Source organism: Mesorhizobium sp. B263B2A (assembly GCF_020165775.1).
In the GTDB taxonomy this organism is placed as follows: Bacteria; Pseudomonadota; Alphaproteobacteria; order Rhizobiales; family Rhizobiaceae; genus Mesorhizobium; species Mesorhizobium opportunistum.
The window spans coordinates 310,349-326,546 of record NZ_JAIUIU010000004.1 but is presented as its reverse complement, the minus strand read 5'-3'; the positions used below and the strand labels follow the sequence as shown (position 1 = coordinate 326,546).

At 63.9% G+C, this 16,198-nt stretch carries 13 protein-coding genes; 7 read left to right on the top strand and 6 right to left on the bottom strand.

Annotation, left to right across the window (positions count from 1 at the left end; genetic code table 11):
• Positions 1 to 29 precede the first annotated feature (29 nt).
• The 3 genes from LB568_RS10815 to LB568_RS10805 form a co-directional block, all read right to left on the bottom strand.
• Positions 30 to 944 (bottom strand): ABC transporter permease subunit, encoded by a 915-nt coding sequence (locus LB568_RS10815; protein ID WP_224730094.1) that lies wholly within the window; start codon positions 942 to 944, stop codon positions 30 to 32.
• A gap of 7 nt (positions 945 to 951) precedes the next feature.
• Entirely contained in the window at positions 952 to 1,836 is an 885-nt protein-coding gene (locus LB568_RS10810; protein ID WP_013892824.1) for a carbohydrate ABC transporter permease, read from the bottom strand.
• 142 nt (positions 1,837 to 1,978) lie between these two features.
• A complete protein-coding gene (locus LB568_RS10805; protein WP_224730093.1) occupies positions 1,979 to 3,331 on the bottom strand; it encodes an extracellular solute-binding protein in 1,353 nt (450 codons plus the stop codon).
• Positions 3,332 to 3,576: 245 nt separating this feature from the next.
• On the opposite strand from LB568_RS10805, the gene LB568_RS10800 reads away from it, so the two are divergent.
• Entirely contained in the window at positions 3,577 to 4,611 is a 1,035-nt protein-coding gene (locus tag LB568_RS10800; protein WP_224730092.1) for an endonuclease/exonuclease/phosphatase family protein, read from the top strand.
• A 148-nt stretch (positions 4,612 to 4,759) separates the two neighbouring features.
• On the top strand, positions 4,760 to 7,210 hold the full coding sequence (locus tag LB568_RS10795) for an EAL domain-containing protein (RefSeq protein WP_224730091.1): 2,451 nt from the start codon (positions 4,760 to 4,762) through the stop codon (positions 7,208 to 7,210).
• 31 nt (positions 7,211 to 7,241) lie between these two features.
• Here LB568_RS10795 and tlpA read toward each other — a convergent pair whose 3' ends face one another.
• Complete coding sequence (gene tlpA / locus LB568_RS10790) at positions 7,242 to 7,922, bottom strand: thiol:disulfide interchange protein TlpA (RefSeq protein ID WP_224730090.1); 681 nt, start codon at positions 7,920 to 7,922, stop codon at positions 7,242 to 7,244.
• A gap of 37 nt (positions 7,923 to 7,959) precedes the next feature.
• On the opposite strand from tlpA, the gene argH reads away from it, so the two are divergent.
• The 3 genes from argH (at position 7,960) to lysA (ending at position 11,046) form a co-directional block, all read left to right on the top strand.
• Positions 7,960 to 9,360 carry an argininosuccinate lyase gene (gene argH, locus LB568_RS10785; protein WP_224730089.1) on the top strand — a complete coding sequence of 467 codons (1,401 nt, stop codon included), beginning with the start codon at positions 7,960 to 7,962 and terminating at the stop codon, positions 9,358 to 9,360.
• A 140-nt stretch (positions 9,361 to 9,500) separates the two neighbouring features.
• Positions 9,501 to 9,707 (top strand): hypothetical protein, encoded by a 207-nt coding sequence (locus tag LB568_RS10780; protein ID WP_013892818.1) that lies wholly within the window; start codon positions 9,501 to 9,503, stop codon positions 9,705 to 9,707.
• A 70-nt stretch (positions 9,708 to 9,777) separates the two neighbouring features.
• Entirely contained in the window at positions 9,778 to 11,046 is a 1,269-nt protein-coding gene (gene lysA, locus LB568_RS10775) for a diaminopimelate decarboxylase (protein ID WP_224730088.1), read from the top strand.
• Between the two features lie 121 nt (positions 11,047 to 11,167).
• Here lysA and LB568_RS10770 read toward each other — a convergent pair whose 3' ends face one another.
• The gene (locus LB568_RS10770) at positions 11,168 to 11,470 is read right to left on the bottom strand and encodes an ArsR/SmtB family transcription factor (RefSeq protein ID WP_023763885.1); all 303 of its coding nucleotides are present in this window, start codon (positions 11,468 to 11,470) and stop codon (positions 11,168 to 11,170) included.
• 50 nt (positions 11,471 to 11,520) lie between these two features.
• Between LB568_RS10770 and LB568_RS10765 the strand changes: the two genes are divergently transcribed.
• Both LB568_RS10765 and LB568_RS10760 read left to right on the top strand, forming a co-directional pair.
• On the top strand, positions 11,521 to 12,462 hold the full coding sequence (locus LB568_RS10765) for a threonine/serine dehydratase (protein WP_224730087.1): 942 nt from the start codon (positions 11,521 to 11,523) through the stop codon (positions 12,460 to 12,462).
• Between the two features lie 193 nt (positions 12,463 to 12,655).
• Complete coding sequence (locus LB568_RS10760) at positions 12,656 to 15,259, top strand: TIGR02302 family protein (protein ID WP_224730086.1); 2,604 nt, start codon at positions 12,656 to 12,658, stop codon at positions 15,257 to 15,259.
• A 24-nt stretch (positions 15,260 to 15,283) separates the two neighbouring features.
• Here the strand turns inward: LB568_RS10760 and LB568_RS10755 are convergent, their stop codons facing one another.
• Positions 15,284 to 16,162: a LysR family transcriptional regulator gene (locus LB568_RS10755; RefSeq protein ID WP_224730085.1), complete on the bottom strand. Its 879-nt coding sequence runs from the start codon at positions 16,160 to 16,162 to the stop codon at positions 15,284 to 15,286.
• Between the last annotated feature and the right edge of the window lie 36 nt (positions 16,163 to 16,198).

Here is a 16,198-nt window from a genome sequence, read left to right as displayed (position 1 = left end):
CTGTCCTTTCCAGGTCACTTTCGTCCAGGTCACTTTTCGGTGGCGATCAGGCCGCGCACGAACCAGCGCTGCATGAGCACCACGACGACCAGCGGCGGCAGCATGATGATCAGCGTTCCAGCCATGGCGATATGCCATTCCGGGGCGCCGCCGACATTGGGGATGAGCTGCTTGAGCTCGGTCACCGCCATTGCATGCGACTGGTCGGTGGTGATGAGCAACGGCCACAGATACTGGTTCCACGCCCACAGGAACATGATGGTGCCAAGTGCGGCCATGTTGTTGCGCGACAGCGGCAGCAGGATATCGATGAAGAAACGCAGCGGCCCGGCGCCGTCCATGCGCGCGGCCTCGGTCAGCTCGTCCGGCACGGTCAGGAAGAACTGCCGGTAGAGGAACGTCCCGGTGGCGGTGGCGACCAGCGGCAGGATCAGGCCGGGATACGTATTGAGCAGCCCGAAGTTGAGCGAGACCTGCACGCCCGACACCTTCTCGATCAGCCAGCTAATACCGGTTACGTCAAGAATGGCCTGATAGGGCGACAGCACATTGGCGACGACCGCGTATGTCGGCACGATGCGCACTTCCAGCGGCAGCATCAGTGTCACGAAGATCAGCCAGAAGATGAAGGTGCGCCCTGGATAGCGGAAATAGACGATCGAGAAGGCGGTGAGTGCCGAGATGATCACTTTGCCTGATGCCACGCCGGCTGCGACGATGAAGCTGTTCAGAAGTTTAGGGCCGAGATCCGCCGTCGTCCACGCCGTCTTGATGTTAACCCAGAAGTCGCTGCCCGGCAGCAGCGACATCGGGACGTCGTTGACGTCCTTGAGGTTGTGCGACGCAGCGATGGCCACGATCACGAACGGCGCGACACAAAAGACGAAGCCGACGAACAGGATTAGGTGCGTGAAGAAATTGAGGATCGGGGTGCGCTCGACCATCGCTATATCACCTGTAATGCACGCGCCGCTCGATGAAGCGGAACTGGAAGATGGTGAGCACGATGATGAGCAGCATCAGGATGATGCTCTGCGCGGCGGCGCCTGAAAAATCGAGGCCTTTGAAGCCGTCGGAATAGATCTTGTAGACCATCAGATTGGTGGCGTTCGCCGGTCCGCCCGACGTCATGATGTCGACAATGCCGAAGGAATCCTGGAAGCTTTCGGTGATGTTGATGACCAGCAGGAAGAAGATCGTCGGCGTGATCAGCGGGAACTGGATGTCCCAGAACCGCCTGATGACGCCGGAGCCGTCCATCGCCGCCGCCTCGATCAGCGAACGCGGGATGGCCTGGAACGCGGCCAGGAAGAAAATGAAGTTGTAGCCGACATATTTCCAGGAGAAGGCGACGATGATCGACGCCATGGCATCGGCACCATCGAGACCGGGATCCCAGAAGCCGGGCCAGACCCGGTTGACGACGGCCATGAAGCCGGCTTCCGGCGCCAGGATGAAGCGGAACGCCAGCGCCAGCGCCGGTGCGGCGATGCCATAGGGCCAGATCAGCACCACGCGGTAGAGACGCGAGCCGGCGAGCTGCCGGTCGGTCAAGGCAGCGAGCACCAGCGCGATGAACATCGCCAGACCCGTGCTGATCCCGGCAAAGACCAGGCTGGCGGTGATCGAGTTCCAATAGTCGGCGTTGGACAGGATCGAGCGGAAATTGTCGAGCCCAACCCAGATATTGCCGCCGCCCCAGGGCTGCTGCAGCGTCAGCGACCAGTATACGGCCTGGCCTGCCGGCCAGTAGAAGAACGTGAAGATCAGCAGAAGTTGCGGCACCGCGAAAAGGATGCCGATTGTCCACCTGCTGAAGGTAACGCGTTTTTCCATCGGTCCGCCGGCGCCGCTTGACAGCTAGCTGTAAGCAAAGGTGAGATTAATAACGAAATGGCCGCCCGTCGACCCAGGCATGATCTCGAAACGGGAGATCATGCCTGGAAGCGTCCGCGGGCGGCCATGAGTTTGTCAGCGATCAGGGCAGGGTCTTGCCCGGATAGGTCTGGTGGAAGCGGTCGAGGATGGCGTCGCCATTCTTGACCAGCGTGTCGAGACCTTCCTGGACACTGACCTTGTTGGCGAAGATCGCCTGCATCTGCGTGCCGAACTCGGCGCGGATCTGTGTGAAATTGCCCAGGCGGATACCGCGGGTGATCTCGGTCGGCTCGGACGCGGTCAAACTGGCGATCGCGACCTCACGCCCCTTATAGGGCGCCTTGTCGTAGAACCCCTGGCCCTTCATGTAATCGAAGCCCGACTTGGTCACCGGGATGTAGCCGGTGTTGGTCGACCAGAACAGAGCCGTCTTGGGATCGTGGATGAAGTTGAGGAACGCCGCCGCGCCCTTGTATTCCGCATCCGACTTGCCGGAGAGAACCCACAGCGATGCGCCGCCGACGAGCGAATTCTTGCGCTCGGTGCCGGCATAGACCGGCAGTTCGGCGACATCCCAGTTCATACCTTCCTTCTGGGTCCTGCCGACGGTGCCGTGGTCGCCGACCGAGGTCAGGATGACCTGGCAGGTGCCGGACGCGAAGGCCTGGACCATGTCCTGCCCAAGATCCTTGGACTTGATCTTGATCAGGCCGGCATCATACCACTTCTTGAGATCGGTGACATATTGGACGAACTTGGTCTTGTTGACTTCGAGACGGGCGTCGAGGCCGTCATAGCCGTTGTTCTTGGTGGCGATCGGCTGGTTATGGATCGCCGAGAACTGCTCCATCAACTGCCAGCTTTCGTTGGCCGAGATATTGATCGCCATCGGGCATTCATAGCCGGCGTCCTTCATGGCCTGAAGGTCGGCGCCGACGTCTTCCCAGGTCTTCGGCGCTTCGGTCTTGCCGATCTTGGCGAAGGCGTCCTTGTTCCAGTACATCAGCGCGGTCGAGGAATTGAACGGAAAGGACAGCATCTCGCCCTTCGACGTTGCGTAGTAGCGCGCGATGCCGGGGAAATAGTCCGCGTAGTCGATCTTGTAGCCATTCTCTTCCATCAGCTTGTCGGCGGGCTTGTAGGCGCCCGACAGCATCATGGTGGCGGTGCCGACGTCATAAACCTGGACGACGGTGGGCTGTTTGCCGGCGCGGAAGGCGGCGATGGTGTTCTGCAGCGTGGCGTCGTAATTGCCCTGGCTGGTGCAGACGACTTCATAGTCCTTCTGCGATTCGTTGAAGTTCTTGCACATCGTGTCGACGACGCGGGCGAGGTCGCCCGAAAGGCCGAACCAGAAGTCGAATTTCACCGGCTCCGCGAAGGCAGGAACCGCCAGCGCGCTGCCGAGCGCGCCAGCGGCAAGGGCAGCGAGGCCCCGCTTGATGATGGTCATAATTTCTTCCCTCTTGAATGGCTGTTGACAAGGGTCTTGCGCAAATCCTTGCCCGCTCTCTTAGAGAAGGTATGTGACAGTTCTGTTGTGGCCTCTCGGGCCTGTGGACAGCCAGTCTTTCCTCCCCCTTGGCGGTTGCCCCGGCATGAAAACGTCACACCGGCGCCTTAGGTAGCTAGGGCGGCTGTCGAGGACGTAAAGACCATCAAAGGCCGTCATGATTAACCGGCTAAAGGGATGATGAAATGCTGGTGCGGAAGCTGACACATGTACCCGTCGCCGACAGGCAGGCGATGCGCGACGGCCCCCGCGACAGCGCCACGCATTTGCGGCATGCCGCCGCCATTCCCGCCCTCGGCCAGATCGAGATCGGCGGCACTGCGTCGCGCGGGGACTCCGGCGATGCCTTGAAGGTGGTGGCCTGGAACGTCGAGCGGCTCCGTCATGTCGATGCCATCGCCGCAACGCTCGCCGGACAGGCTCCGGACGTCGTGCTGCTGTCCGAGGTCGACAACGGCATGGCGCGCTCCGGCAACGGCCATCCTCTTGGCGTCCTTGCGGAGCGGCTCGGGCATGCCTTCGCCTACGGCGTCGAGTTCGTCGAGCTTGGCGGCGGCAACGAGGGCGAGCGTGCGGCAACCGGCGAGGTCGCCAATGCCGAAGGCTTTCACGGCAATGCCGTAACCAGCGCGTTTCCGCTGCTGCGCCCCTTCCTGGTGCGCCTCGACGCCGCCGGCGGCTGGTTCCGGCCCGAGCACGACCAGCCGCGCATCGGCGGGCGCATGGCGATCGGTGGCCAAGTGCGGATCGGCAACCGCAAGGTGACGGTCGTCTCGGTGCATCTGGAAAACCGCACCGATCCCGCCGGCAGGGCCATCCAGACGCGCCATCTCCTCGACGCTATCGACAAATATGATCCGGAAGCGCCGGTGCTGCTCGGCGGCGACTTCAACACACTGACCGCTAGCCATGAGGAACGCCATGACGACCCGCGAGCGTGGATGGCGCGGCTCGCGGCCGAACCCGGGCGCCTTATCCATGTCGAGCGTCACGAACCGCTGTTCGCGGTCCTTGCCGGGCGCGGCTATGATTGGCAGGCCGCCAACAATCTCGACCTGCCGACCCAGCGACGGGAGGCCGGGACGCCGGTCGGCCGCATCGACTGGTTCTTCACGCGCGGCCTCGAGGCCAGCGCCCCTGCCGTTCTCCCCGCGGTGCTGCCGGGCGGCGGCCCGAGCTCGGATCATGAAGCCCTGGCGGTGACCGTTCGCCTGAAATAGCTGGCTTCGGCCAGAATATCCCGTTGCCGCGGCGCGGCTACGCCAAAGAGGCACGCTGTGGTTGCAGGCGTCTTCATAGATCCTTCAACGGCCAAGCATTAATCACTCATATCTCCGGTTTTATTTCCAAGGGGTTGGGGGAAATAAGATGTTGACGGTCTATAATTGTATCGTGAACCAGCACGATCTGAGACTGGTCGCACTCGCCGCGCTGATCTGCGGTATTTCCTGTTTCTCCGCCGTCAACCTGCTTCACCACATCAGCCGCTCGACCGACCGGAACCGCCTGGTCTGGCTGATGATCGCGGCGACCTCGACCGGCTTCGGCATCTGGGCAACGCATTTCATCGCCATGCTTGCCTTCACGCCGGGCATACCGAGTGCCTACGATCCGGAGCTCTCCGTGCTCTCGCTCGCTGCCTCGGTCGCACTGACGGCGGCCGGCATGTGGATCGCCACCTTGCGGGACGAGTTCGACCATCATCTCGTCGGCGGCGCTATCCTGGGCGGCGGCATTGCAGCCATGCATTACATCGGCATGGCGGCATTCGAGGTCCAGGGCCGGATAGAATGGAACCTGTTGCTTGTCGCCGCTTCCCTGCTCTCCGGCGTGGCGCTCGCGGCGCTGGCGCTGCGTACCGTTCTGCGCCGCCCCTCTCTGTTGGCGACATCGGTCGGCGCGCTGCTGCTGACGCTGGCGATCTGCATCTTGCATTTCATCGGCATGGGCGCCGTCTCGATCTTTCCCGATCCCTCGATCGTCATATCCGAATACACGATCGAGCCGACCTCGCAGGCTTTCGCGGCCGCCGCCGCCACGCTGGTGATCCTGGTGTTGTCGGCATCGGCGCTGTGGATCGATCTGCGCTTTCGCCGCCAGAAGCTCGAGGTCGATCGCATGCACGGCCTGGCCAACGCCGCCGTGGAGGGCCTGATCGTCTGCGACGGCAACCGCATCGTCAGCGCCAATGACAGCATGGGCAAGCTGACCGGCACGGTGGCCGCAATGCTGAACGGCACGGAGCTGGACGGTCTCTTTGACGAACACGCCGTATCCGGCACGGCCAGCCTGGAGGGTCAGCCGCGGGAGGCGGAGTTGAAAAGCCGCGACGGAACGCGAATTCCCGTCGAGCTGATCGCCCGCAGCATCGATTATTGCGGCAAGCCCCACAATGTCATTGCCGTCCGCGACATCCGCGAACGCAAGAAGGCGGAGCAGGAGATCCTTCGCCTCGCCCATTTCGACCCCTTGACGGGACTTGCCAATCGCCGCTCCTTTTCCGGCCGTCTCGACGCGGAAATCGCGTCTATGAACCGCATCGGGAACACCGGCGCAGGCGTCAAGGGCAGGCATCTTGCGCTCCTGCTGCTCGACCTCGACCGCTTCAAGGAGGTGAACGACCTTTATGGACACGGCGCCGGCGATGCGATGCTGCAGAGGGTGGCAAGCTGCGCTGCCGGCGTTCTGCGTCACGGGCAAATGCTGGCGCGCCTCGGCGGCGACGAATTCGCCATCATCGCCCCCAACCTGCCCGACCCGCAGGCGGCGGGTCGCATCGCGGGCGCAGTGCTCGCCGCCATGCGCGAGGAAAACCGGGCAGCCGTCGGCGGCGGTCTGGTCTCGGCCAGCATCGGCATAGCGATCTATCCACTCGATGCCGATGACCAGACCAGCCTGATCAGCCATGCCGACACGGCACTCTATCGCGCCAAGACCGAAGGCAGGGACACCTATCGCTATTTCGAGGCGTCGATGGGTGCCGAGGCCCGCGACAAGCGTGTGATGGAGCACGAATTGCGCCAGGCCGTGGCGCGTGGCGAATTCTATCTCGTCTATCAGCCGCAGAAGGAGATCAGCAGCGGCAGGATGGTTGGCTTCGAAGCCCTGATCCGCTGGCGCCATCCCGAACGTGGCGAGGTCTCACCCGCCATATTCATCCCGGTGGCCGAGGACAGCGGCGCCATCGGGCAGATCGGCGACTGGGTGCTCGAGGCAGCCTGCGAGGAGGCCGCCCGCTGGGAAAACCCGCTCATGGTCGCGGTCAACGTCTCCGCCGTACAGCTCCACAATCCCAATTTCAGCCGCAAGGTCCACGAGACCTTGCTGAAGACAGGTCTTGCAGCGACAAGGCTGGAACTCGAGATCACCGAAACCGCACTGGTGAAGGACATGCCGCGCGCGCTGGCAACCCTGCGGCAGGTCAAGGCGCTTGGCGTGCGCGTGGCCATGGACGATTTCGGAACCGGCTATTCCTCCCTCTCCAACCTGCGCGCCTTCCCCTTCGACAAGATCAAGATCGACTCTTCCTTCATCAAGGCGGTGGACACCAACGGCCAGGTCGCGGCGATCGTGCGCGCCGTGCTGGGGCTGGGGCGCGGCCTTGGCCTGCCGGTCCTGGCGGAGGGCGTCGAGACCCTTGGCGAGTTGAAGTTCCTGGACGCCGAGGCCTGTGAGATCGGCCAGGGCTATTATCTCGGCAAACCGGCGCCGATCGAGGCGTTCGACGACCTGACCGGCCTCGGCAAGCGCGCGCCGCTGCGCGCCGACCGCCAGGATGGCAGCCTCCTGTTGCTCAAGCCAAACATACGTTCGGCGTAAAGCGGTCGCCCGAAACCGAATTCTGTTGAAGCTATGATCCGAGCGCCGTCTCGACCAGCCGTTTGGCATCAGGACCCGACCATTCGGCCGGCCCGTTCATATGGGCAATCAGGCAGCCTTCGCCGTCGATCAGCATGGTGACGGGAAGGCCGAGCGCCAGGCCGCGCGTCTTGAGGTCGTTGAACAGCGCCATCGTTGAATCGCGGTAGTAGCCGAGCGTCGCGACACCGGTATCCTTGAGGAACTTCTTCGGCTTCACATCGTCGCCGGTATCGACATTGACGGCGACGACCTGAAAGGCATCGCTGCCTTTCTCCTTCTGCAGCGCATCGAGCGCCGGCATTTCGGCACGGCAAGGCGCGCACCATGTCGCCCACAGATTGAGCAGCACCGTCTTGCCGGCATGGTCGGCGATCGTCATCGGCTTGCCGTCCGGACCGTTGAAGGCGAGGCGCTTCATGGATTGCGGCGGATCGGCCGGCAACAGCGCCGCAACCTCGCCGGTGGCAGCGGCGGCGATCTTCTTGGCGCGGTCGCTCTTGGCGGCGCAGGCGACGTCGTCCTTGCCGTCGTCGGCGGCCACTTGCGGCGCGGCGTTGTTGCCAGACCGGCTCTCGCTGACATATACCGCGACCGCGCCGGCCAGCACTCCCGCCACCAGGGCGGCGAGGATCAGGCGCGGGGCCGGGAAAAATCTGTTTCCGTCTGCCATTTTCTCAAAACTGCTCCGAAGCACGGGTTTTATAGCGATGAGCGACAAGAAGACCAGCAACCAGATGTGGGGCGGACGATTTGCCTCGGGTCCGGCCGCGATCATGGAAGCGATCAACGCGTCGATCTCGTTCGACCGCAAACTCTATGCGCAGGACATCAGAGGCTCGATCGCCCATAGCGAGATGCTGGCGCAAACGGGCATTATTTCGGCGGCCGATCAAGAAAAAATCGCTCACGGCCTGAACACGATCCTGAAAGAGATCGAGGCCGGCAGCTTCGAGTTTTCGACCCGGTTGGAAGACATCCACATGAATATCGAGGCTCGCCTCGCCGACCTCATCGGTTCGGCGGCTGGCCGGCTGCACACCGCCCGCTCGCGCAACGACCAGGTGGCGGTCGACCTGCGGCTCTGGGTCAAGGACGAGTGCTTTCGCGTCGCCGAAGCATTGAAGGGCCTGATCCGGGCGCTGCTGGAACGGGCCGAGGAACACGCGGCGACCGTGATGCCGGGCTTTACCCATATGCAGGCGGCGCAGCCGGTGACCTTCGGTCACCACTGCATGGCCTATGTCGAGATGTTCGGACGCGATCTGTCGCGCGTGCGCGACGCCATCGAACGGATGGACGAGAGCCCGCTGGGTGCTGCCGCCCTGGCCGGCACCAGCTTCCCGATCGACCGCCACCAGACCGCCAGGGCGCTCGGCTTTCGCGAGCCGATGCGCAATTCGCTGGACAGCGTTTCGGACCGCGATTTCGCGCTGGAGTTCCTGGCGATGGCGGCGATCTGCGCCACGCATCTGTCGCGGCTCGCCGAGGAGATCATCATCTGGTCGACGCCGCAGTTCGGCTTCGTCAGGCTATCGGACTCGTTTTCCACCGGCTCCTCGATCATGCCGCAGAAGAAGAACCCCGACGCCGCCGAACTGGTGCGCGGCAAGACGGGCCGCGTCAACGGCCATCTGGTCGGCCTGCTGACGGTGATGAAGGGCATGCCTTTGACCTATGGCAAGGACATGCAGGAAGACAAGGAATCGGTCTTCGATGCCGCCGAGACGCTCGACCTGATGCTCGCCGCGATGACCGGCATGGTCTCGGACATGACGGTCAACGCCATGGCGATGAAGAAGGCCGCCGGCTCCGGTCACGCCACCGCCACCGACCTTGCCGACTGGCTGGTGCGCACGCTCGGCCTGCCGTTCCGCGAGGCGCACCACGTCACCGGCCGCGCGGTGGCGTTAGCCGAGGAGAGGAAGGTCGGGCTGGAGAAGCTTTCGCTGGAGGATCTGCAGTCGATCAACCCCGGCATCACCCCGGATATTTTCTCGGTGCTGACGGTGCAGAACTCGATCAAGAGCCGCACCAGTTTCGGCGGCACGGCGCCATCGGAGGTGAGGAAGCAGATCCGCGCCTGGAAAAAGCGCATCGCAAAGGCGTAATACCCGGATATTGCGACCAGCAATATGCCGACATTGCGATCGGCAATATCAGGATATTGCGAACAACAATATCCGGGGTGCAATGCGCCGAGAACTCGGCTAAAAGCGGCGGCTGGCAAACGTTTCGGACGGATGGATCGATGACCGGAAGCAGGATTTTGGTGACGCTGACGCTTCTGGTGGCGGTCGCCGCGGTGACGGCCTGCGGCCGCAGGGCCGGCCTCGATACGCCCTACGAGGCGGCCGTGCAGGCCCGCAAGGATGCCGAGAAGGCCAAGCAGCCCGTGCCGCCGGAGCCGGAAAAACCGGTCAAGGACAAGAAGTTCTTCCTCGACCCGCTGATCTAGAGCCGAAGAGAGCGGGTTTGGTCTTCCAAACCTGATCTCACAGTGCCCCAACTTTCCGGAAAACACTCTCGTGAACCATTTCGATTACCGCGACGGCGTGCTGCATGCCGAGGACGTGGCGATACCAGATATCGCCTCGGAGGTCGGCACGCCGTTCTATTGCTATTCGACGGCCACGCTGACCAGGCACTACCGCGTATTCGCCCAGGCCTTTGCCGGGCTCGACGCGCTGGTCTGCTATGCCATGAAGGCGAATTCCAACCAGGCGGTGCTGCGGACGCTGGCGAGGCTCGGCGCCGGCGCCGACGTGGTGTCGGAAGGCGAGTTGCGCCGGGCACTGGCCGCCGGCATCCCGGCCGGCAAGATCCTGTTCTCAGGCGTCGGCAAGACGGCGCGTGAAATGGATTTTGCGCTCACCGCCGGCATCCTTTGCTTCAATGTCGAATCCGAGCCGGAACTCGAACTCCTGTCCTCCCGCGCCGTGGCTCTCGGCAAGGTGGCGCCGATCTCGTTGCGCATCAATCCCGATGTCGACGCCAGGACCCACAAGAAGATCTCCACCGGCAAGGCAGAGAACAAGTTCGGCATTCCGTGGCAGCGGGCGCGTCAGGTCTATGCCCGCGCTGCCGAATTGCCGGGCATCAAGGTTACCGGCATCGACACCCACATCGGCAGCCAGATCACCGAATTGCAGCCCTTCGACGATGCTTTCGCGCTGCTTGTCGATCTGGTCGGGGCACTGCGCGACGACGGCCACGCCATCGAGCATATCGATGTCGGCGGCGGCCTCGGCATTCCCTACCGTGTCGACAACAACCCGCCTCCGCTGCCTGATGCCTATGCCCAGATCGTCAGGAAGCATGTCACCAAGCTTGGGCTCAAGGTGATGTTCGAACCGGGCCGGCTGATCGTCGGGAATGCCGGCATCCTCGTCTCGGAGGTGATCTTCGTGAAGGAAGGCGACGCCAAGAATTTTCTGGTCGTCGATGCCGCCATGAACGACCTGGTCCGGCCGACGCTCTACGATGCCTTCCACGACATCAGGCCGGTCGTCCAGCCGCCGGCCGACACGCCACGCATGATGGTCGATGTGGTCGGGCCGGTCTGCGAGACCGGCGATTATATCGGCCTCGACCGCGACCTGCCCAGGCTGAAGGCCGGCGATCTGGTGGCGGTTTCCACGGCCGGCGCCTATGGCGCGGTGCAGGCCGGCACCTACAACACGCGTCTTCTGGTGCCTGAGGTGCTGGTCGACGGCGACCGTTTCCACGTCGTGCGTCCGCGCCTGACCTATGACGATTTGATCGGGCTGGATTCGGTGCCCGATTGGCTGGCATAGAGCGTTTCACCGTTTCACCGAAACGGCGAGCCGCTCTGTCTCCTTGTTTTGACACAATTCCGTACGGAAAACCGCGCACACTTTTCCTGGAATTGCTCTAGAAGCCGCACAGCCGGTTGAGCTATAGCCGGTTCTGGATGAGCGCCCTTGTGTCGGCGATCCTATCCTCGTCACGCCGATAAAACGTCCATTGCTTGATGCGCTTGGTGCGCAGCAGGCCGGCATGGGTAAGCACGCGCATATGCTCGGAGAGCGTCGCTTGCGTAATGCCGAGCTTCTCCGCGATCAGCAACGCGCAAACGCCGTCCTCGACAAGGTCGCCGTCTGCCTGGGCCGGAAAATGCGCGCGCGGATCCTTCAACCAGTCGAGGATTTGCAGCCTGCGCTCGTTGGCAATCGCCTTGAAGATATCAACCTCTTGCATTTAGCTATTTTGCCAAGTTACTAATTACAGTCAATCCCGAGGAGATCGCCATGCCGCAAGGCAACACCGTCACACGCGAACGCATTGCCGCGATGGAGCCGCGCATTCGCCCTTATATCAGGCGCACGCCGGTGCTGCGCGTCGACATGGCCGACTTCGACCGGCCGCCGCTGACGGTCGACCTCAAGCTCGAATGCCTGCAGCATTCCGGCTCGTTCAAGGCGCGCGGCGCCTTCACCAATCTTCTCGAGCGGCGGGTTCCCGAGGCCGGCGTCGTCGCCGCGTCGGGCGGCAATCATGGCGCCGCCGGCGCCTACGCAGCCATGCGGCTTGGGCACAAGGCGACCATCTTCGTTCCCGAAGTCAGCCCACAGGCCAAGCTGGAGCGTATTCGCGGCTATGGCGCCGAACTGGTCGTTGGCGGCGCCCGCTATGCCGAAGCGCTGGCCGCCAGCGAACGTTTCGCCGAGGAAACCGGCGCTCTGCAGATCCACGCCTTCAATCAGGAAGAGACGCTGGTCGGCCAGGGCACGCTCGGGTTGGAGATCGAGGGCGACCTGCCCGAGATCGACACGCTGCTGGTCGCGGTCGGCGGCGGAGGCCTGATCGGCGGCATCGCCGCCTGGTATGCAGGCCGCATCCGCATCGTCGCCGTCGAGCCGGAAGGCGCGCCGACGCTTCACCGCGCCTTCGAGGCGGGTCACCCCGTCGATGCGCCGGCGGAAGGCATCGCAGCCGATTCGCTGGCGCCAAAGCGCGTCGGCGAAATGATGTTCCCGATCGCCGAAGCCTTCGTCGAGCGCTCCATCCTGGTCAGCGACGACGACATCATCGCCGCGCAGAAAGCGCTGTGGAACCGCGTGCGCATCATCTCCGAGCCGGGAGGTGCCGCCGCTTTCGCCGCGTTGCTGTCCGGCCGCTACGCGCCGGCATCGGGAGAACGCGTCGCCGTGCTGGTCTGTGGCGCCAACGCAAACCCCGCCAATTTCTGATTGCAACCATTTCGGCCGGCTTCACGTTTTTTCAAACTGCCTCGCCTTTGCCGTGTTTGCTGGTATTCTTCGAGTCGTGAGGCTTGGGCTATTTTGTCCGCCTCCACAGCATGATCCCGAAATCAGATCATGCTCAAAGAGATAGAGCCCCATCCCGGGTTTTTTGGGATGGAACAGGCTCTGGGAAGGGCCGATGACGCAACGACCCACCTTCAGCAATGACCGCGGCCTGGCCGGGCGCCTCGCCTTGAGCCGGCTGGCGACACGGGTCTCGATGATGGTCGAGCGTGGCTGGCCGCTGCTGCTCCCGCTTGTCATCGTCGCCACCCTGTTCCTCAGCGCCTCCTGGTTCGGCATTTTCTCCCGGCTGCCGGATATGGTGCGCATCGGCCTTGTCGCCGCATTCGGCGTCGCCGGGCTCGCCGCCCTCTATCCGCTGCGCTTCTTCCGCATGCCAGGTGCTGCCGAGGTCGATCGCCGCATCGAGGCAGCCAACAGGCTGCTGCACAGTCCCGTGCTGACGCAGGCCGACCGGCCAAGCGGCCGGGAAGGCAGCTTCTCCCAGGCGCTCTGGCGCGAGCATCAGAAGCGCATGGCCGCAAAGCTCGACAGCCTCGGGGCCGATTTGCCGCGCACGCGCGTGCCGGAGCGCGACCCCTGGGGGCTGCGCGCCGTGGCGGCACTTCTGCTCGTCACCGCCTTTGCCTTCTCCTTCGGGCCGACGGGCGGCCGGCTAAGCGATGGTTTCATGGCCCATGGCACATACGACATCGTGCCGCCGCGCATCGACGCATGGGTGACGCCGCCGGCCTATACCGGCAAGCCGCCGATCTTCCTGACCGCCGACGCCAACCAGGCGACGCCGACGTTTCATGTTCCCGAAGGTAGCGAGGTCTCCTTGCGCGTCACCGGAGGCTCGGGCGAGGAAACGCTCGCCTATGCCGACAAGGACGGCAACGCCCGCGCCATCGACCCGGCCAGCCAGCAGGCTGCCTCGGCCAAGCCGGCAGCAAGCCCGGCGCCGTCCTCGTCGCCGTCGAAGATACGCCAGTTCACCGGCAAGCTGACCGGCGACGGCACGCTGACGCTGAAGTCGGGTGAGGATCAGCTCGGCCGCTGGGCCTTCGCCGTCGTGCCAGACAAGCCGCCGCAGATCCGCTTCGTCGGCGAGCCCAAGCGCGCCGCCAACGGCGCCTTCGAGCTCAACTACCAGATCGACGACGACTACGGTGCCGCCAACGCCAAGGCGGTGTTCGCGCTGGCCGACCCGCAGGCCCCGGGTGCACGCCCGCTCTACGGCCCACCCGAGATGCCGCTGACGCTGCCGCGCCGCGGCGGGAAGTCGAATGCGGCCAAGACCTCGAAGGACCTGACAGAGCACGTCTGGGCCGGCAGCAGCATCAAGCTGACGCTCGTCGCCACCGACGACGCCGGGCACACCGCGTCGAGCGAGACCAAGACGCTGGTGATGCCCGAACGGCCATTCGCCAACCCGCTGGCCCGGGCGGTGATCGAACAGCGCCGCCTGCTGGCGCTCGACGCCAATGCCAAGCCGCGCGTGCTCGACCTGATGGACGCCATCACGCTGCGGCCGGAAGACACGTTCGACAACATGTCCCACTACCTCGCCATCATGAGCGCGCGCAGCCGGCTGAAGCTGGCCGAAAGCGACGATCAGCTGCGCAGCGAGGTCGCCTATCTCTGGGAAATCGCGCTCGGCATCGAGGAGGGCAACCTCTCTGCCGCCGAAAAGCGGCTGCGCCAGGCGCAGCAGGCGTTGCAGGATGCCATCAAGAACGGCGCCAGCGACCAGGAAATCGAAAAGGCGATGAAGGAACTGCGCGAGGCGATGAACCAGTTCCTGCAGGAATTCGCCGAACGCGCCAAGCAGAACCCGAACGCGCCGCAGATGCAGCAGAATGGCCAGGAACTGCGCCAGAGCGACATCGACCGCATGATGGACCAGATCGAGAACCTGGCGAAGTCGGGCGACCGCGACAAGGCGCAGCAATTGCTGTCGCAACTGCAGGATATGATGAACAACCTCCAGGCCGGCCGTCAGCAGCAGGGCGGTCAGCAGGACAGCGAGATGCGCCAGCAGATGGACAAGCTCGGCGAAATCCTGCGACGTCAGCAGGAGATGATGAACGACACCTTCCGCATGGATCAGATGCAGCGCGGCGAGCGCCAGCGCGGACAGAACCGCGACGAGCAGCTTGGCCAGGGCGGCGGCGAGGACCAGGACAAGCCGGGCGTCGGCCAGGATCGCGATCCGCTCGCCAGGCAGAAGCCGATGACGCCACAGGAATTCGCCGATGCGCTGAAGCAGTTGCAGGAAGGCCAGGGCCAGCTGAAAAGCGATCTCGACAAGCTGAAGAAGGGCCTCGAAGGCATGGGCATGGAGCCCAATGAAGGATTTGGCGAGGCCGGCAAGTCCATGGGCAGCGCCGAGCAGGCGCTCGGCGAGGGCCAGGGCGACGAAGCCGTCGGCCATCAGGGCCGGGCGCTGGAGGCGCTGCGCAAGGGCGCCAAGGACATGATGAAACAGATGCAGGCCATGCAGGGCGACCAGGGCGGCAGCGAGCAAGGCGGACGCCAGCAGAATGCCGACCGCGACCCGCTCGGCCGGCCACGCGCCAGCAAGGGGCCGGATTTCGGCGATTCGGTGAAAGTGCCCGACGAGATCGATGTCCAGCGCGCGCGCCAGATCCTCGAAGCGATCCGCAAGCGGCTCGGCAATGCACTCAGTCCCGATGTCGAGCGCAGCTATCTCGAACGGCTGCTGGAGCTGAAATAGGACGGCCGGAGCAACCGGCTGCTTTTATGCAACGGCAGGGTGGGCTTGCCTGTTGACGAACGCTTCCCGGATCGCCTCTTGCATGCCGTCGATCGCCTCGCCCGACGCGTTCGGGTTGCGATGCATCACCACATTGGAGGAATCGATGTCGCCGAACCCGTCGGCCGACGTCAGCTCACGGCAGCCGTCCGGAATGTTGCTGCGCGAAATCGGCGCGATCGCCAGCCCCGAGGTGACGGCAAGCTTCAGGCCGCCATTGGTGTCACTGGTATAGGCGACGCGATAGGCAAGGCCACGCTGCTCCAGCGATTTGATGGCGAAATCCTTGCACCAGCCGGCCCGGTTGTAGAGCGCGATCGGCACCGGACGCTCCTCATGCATGTGATGCAGGGTCGATGTCACCCACACGGTCGGATCGTGCATCAGCACTTCGCCGCCGGAAGCATCCTGCCATTCGAACACCACGCATAGATCGAGTTCGCCGGCGGCGAGCGACGCCATCTGCGCCCAGGAATGGGCATAGCGCACGGTGACCTCGACCTGTGCGTGGCGCTTCGAAAACGCGCCGAGCGCCCGCGACAGGATAGCGTGGCCATACTCCTCCGGAATGCCGATGCGCACCGGCCCGCCGAGCGGCGCGGCCGCCATCGACGCTGCCGTTTCGTCGAGCAGCGAGACGATGCGGCGGGCATTCACGATGAGTTCGCCGCCGCGCCGCGTCAGTGCGACGCCGCGTGAACCGCGCTCGAACAGGCTGTCGCCGATCAGGCTTTCGAGCTTCTTCATCTGCATCGACACGGCCGACTGGGTGCGGCCGGCCAGTTCCGCCGCCTTGGTGAAATTGCCGGCATCGGCAATGGCCACGAAGGTGCGCAGGAGATCGCTGTCGAGGGTCGGCCTCATGGAATCCGCCATAAGAAAATTTGATCGCTGATATCA